General features: G+C 43.7%; 2 protein-coding genes. Both read left to right on the top strand.

What is annotated here, in order from left to right; all coding sequences use genetic code 11:
* Positions 1-277 precede the first annotated feature (277 nt).
* Positions 278-2,698, top strand: coding sequence for an immune inhibitor A domain-containing protein (locus BAA9072_RS23830; RefSeq protein ID WP_408015267.1), 2,421 nt, complete (start codon positions 278-280; stop codon positions 2,696-2,698).
* A 102-nt stretch (positions 2,699-2,800) separates the two neighbouring features.
* Positions 2,801-3,805, top strand: a complete 1,005-nt coding sequence (locus BAA9072_RS23825) for an LLM class flavin-dependent oxidoreductase (protein WP_201717039.1) — start codon at positions 2,801-2,803, stop codon at positions 3,803-3,805.
* Positions 3,806-3,828 lie beyond the last annotated feature (23 nt).

Below are 3,828 nucleotides of genomic sequence, written 5' to 3'. Positions count from 1 at the left end.
CCCTCTTTTTATCTATTTCACCAACTATAATTGGACAAATTTCTTGTAAAGTCGACCTTAAATTCCATTATTATACAATAATTGAATGTGGCATTTTTACTATTTGTGTCGAAAGTCCTGCATATTTCGTTAGGAAAAATCATTCTATTTTACTATATTTGTGATATTTCGTAATACTAAATAACCAATTGTATTCTGAAAATATTTACTTTTCAGAATAGTAGAGTATATTGTAATTAGTGTAAAAATTTAGTACATATTTAAGGGGGAATCACGCTTGAAATCTCGTAAAGTATTATCAATGGCCATGGTTGCCGCACTGAGTGTAGGGGCATTTGCTGTGCCTGCATCAGCTGCAACTCAGGTGCCTGAAAATGTTTTGGCTAAGCCTGCAGTGAAAAATGTTCATAAGCATGGAGGGGCTTTCGATTTAGGTATTGCGAATGATGATCGCCTGATTGAAATGCTGAAGAAGGAAGGAAAGATCAAGAAGAATGCAACTGCTGCAGAAGCACAGAAGGGATTGCAAAAGTTCCTGGAAGCAAAGGCAGAATCAGCTGAGAAGCAAGCAGATGAGGGTGAAGGCGACCTTCACAGTGAAGAAGCAGAAGCGAAAACAAAGCTTCAAAAAGCCATGAAAAATAATGGTGTGAAGTCAGGTAAAGGAAATAAGCTTGGACATGCTAAAAAGAATTCTCCTGATCCGGTGGAAGAAGAAGAGTATGATGGTAAAATGCGTACCGATGAAGTATTGGTGCTTCTCGTAGACTATCCAGACAAGCCTCACAATTCCATGACTGCTGATGAGACAGATATGTATTATGAAGGGGAAGATTCCTATTCCCGCGAACATTATCAAGATATGCTATTTGGAACCGGAGGATGGACAGGTCCAGATGGTAAAACATATGTTTCCATGAAACAGTATTATGAACAACAATCAGGTGGAAGTTATTCAGTCGATGGTGAGGTGGCCGGTTGGTATACAGCGGACAAGCCTGCTGCTGAGTATGGTGGAAATGATCCACAGCCGGATGGTAGCGATGTAAATGCCCGAGGTCTGATCAAAGAAGCGCTTGCCAAAGCAGCGGCTGACCCGGACGTTAACCTTGCAGACTATGATAAGTGGGATCGTTACGATCTTGATGGTGATGGGGATTACTTAGAGCCGGATGGACTTGTAGACCACTTAATGGTTATTCACTCTGGTGTGGGTGAAGAAGCTGGTGGAGGATCATTAGGATCTGATGCTATCTGGTCACACCGTTGGAACCTTGGTGGAATCTTCCCGATTGCCGGATCTCCGGAGCCTGAGGTTGATTACTTTGGCGCGGGGACTATGTATGCGTATGACTACACAATTGAACCTGAAGATGGTGCAGTCGGAGTTATGGCCCATGAATACGGACATGATTTAGGGCTTCCTGATGAATATGATACTCAATACACTGGAACTGGGGAACCGGTGAGCTACTGGTCCATTATGGCAAGCGGAAGCTGGGCTGGAGATATACCAGGGAGTATGCCTTCAGGGTTCAGTCCATATATGAAAGAAATGCTTCAGGCATCTGCAGTGGTAGATAATAAAGGTACTAAAGGAAACTGGCAAAGTGGTACTGAAATCAATGCACAGGATGTTTCTCGTAAAGGGATGGAAGTGCTTTTAGATGAAGCAGCAACGAAAGGTACTAATAATGATGTCGTGAAAATTGACCTTCCTGACAAAGAGGTAAAAGGTATCATGCCGGAATTTGGTGAAAAGTACTATTACAGTACTAAGGGAGACGACCTTAACACATCGTTGGTATCTCCTGAATTCGACTTAACAAATGCAACAAACGCTTCATTCAGCTTCAAAACATTATATGATGTCGAGTTTGATTTCGACTATCTCTACGTTACGGCTAAAACGGACAGCGGAAAGGAAGTTGAATTGGATGTAATCGGTGACAATGATACAGATGGAGACCAACGTGCTGAATCCACAAAAGGGCAATGGGTTGATAAGTCCTACGATTTAAGCCAATTTGCCGGACAGAAAGTAACGCTAACATTCAATTATGTGACGGATGGTGGCCTTGCTCTTGATGGCTTCGCCTTGGATAACGCAACTCTTACTGTGGATGGAAATGTAGTTTTTGAAGATGGTGCTGAAGGAGAGCCTCAATTTAAAACTGAGGGCTTTGAAGTCTCCAATGGAATTTCCCTTAAAGAGCATTACTACCTGCTTGAATGGCGCAGCCACAACGGTGTGGATGAAGGTCTGGCCAACATCCGCCGCGGGGCAAGCTTAATGCAATTCGATGATGGTCTTGTTGTATGGTATGTGGATAAATCTTATAGTGACAACTGGACAGGTACGCATCCAGGAGACGGTTTTGTTGGTGTTGTCGATGCAGACCAAAAAACAAACTACTGGAGCGATGGAACAGTCGGGTCTACACGCTACCAGGTACACGATGCAGCGTTCAGCCTGGATAAATCAGAGAAAATGTTCTTGGATTACACTGAATTACTTGGACTGACGATGAAAGACAACCATACTAAACGTAATCCACTATTCGACGATAGTAAAGATTACAGCAACAAAGGTATGGTAGATGCTGGACGTAACGTACCGAACTACGGATTAAAATTCCGTGTAACTGGCCAAAGCCATGACGGTTCAGTCGGTAAAGTGTTAATCTATAAAAAATAAGTAAGCAAAGGGTGACGGCCATTCAGGCCGTCACCCTTTAAGCATGTTAGTGGACATTTTTTTCTTGAGAATTGATAATAATACTCACATCAATTAAAGGAGATGTCCATTTTGAAGCTAAGTGTCTTAGATCAGTCACCGATTGCAGAAGGAATGAATCCGCAAGAAGCGTTGAATAATACAGTGAAATTGGCACAACATACGGAGAAATTGGGCTTTGAACGGTTCTGGGTATCAGAGCACCATGATTCCACGAGCCTTGCCGGTTCATCACCGGAAGTACTGATTGCCCACCTTGCCCAGAATACGGAAAAGATCCGTGTCGGATCTGGAGGGGTTATGCTTCCTCATTACTCTTCTTACAAAGTAGCGGAAAATTTCCGTTTACTTGAAGGCTTGAATCCGAATCGGATCGATTTAGGGTTAGGAAGGGCTCCTGGTGGAATGCCCATGGCCACCATGGCCCTGCATGACGGGAAACCGAGGGATGTGAATCGATATCCGGAACAAATCGATGATCTACTCGGCTATCTGACAGATTCCTTACCTGATGCTCATCCGTACCAGGGGTTGACGGCGGCGCCGATGATCAAAACGATGCCGGAAGTATGGATGCTCGGCTCAAGTCCATCCAGTGCGATTCTTGCGGCCCAAAAAGGGTTGCCTTATACGTTTGCCCAGTTCATTAATGGGGAGGGCGGCCCTCAATATTCCCAGGCTTACCGGAATAATTTTGTTCCTTCAGAATACTTGAAGGAACCGAAGAATATCGTTGCCGTATTTGCCATCTGTGCAGAAACGGATGAAGAAGCGGAAAGAGTCGCATCAAGTATTGACTTGTCAATTCTAATGATCGAACAGGGCATGCCCTCGAACGGAACCCCAAGTCCTGAGAAAGCAGCGGCATATCAGTACACCCCATTTGAAGAAATGAGAGTGCGTGAAAACCGCAAACGCATGATCGTCGGGAATCCGAAGAAAGTAAAAGAAAAGCTCATTGCTCTCAGCAAACAATACCAGACCGATGAAATCATGCTCGTGAGCATCACATACGACTTCCAAGATAAACTCAAATCATTTGAACTCATCGCAAACGAATTATTATAAAAAATAGGGACGGACCTCTGAGA

It is taken from the genome of Rossellomorea arthrocnemi (assembly GCF_904424705.1).
Lineage (GTDB): Bacteria > Bacillota > Bacilli > Bacillales > Bacillaceae_B > Rossellomorea > Rossellomorea arthrocnemi.
This window is presented reverse-complemented; position numbering and strand designations above follow the sequence as displayed.

Excerpts from the sequence above, each read along its gene's own strand:
- BAA9072_RS23825 (WP_201717039.1), top strand. The coding sequence starts at position 2,801 with ATGTCCATTTTGAAGCTAAGTGTCTTAGATCAGTCACCGATTGCAGAA.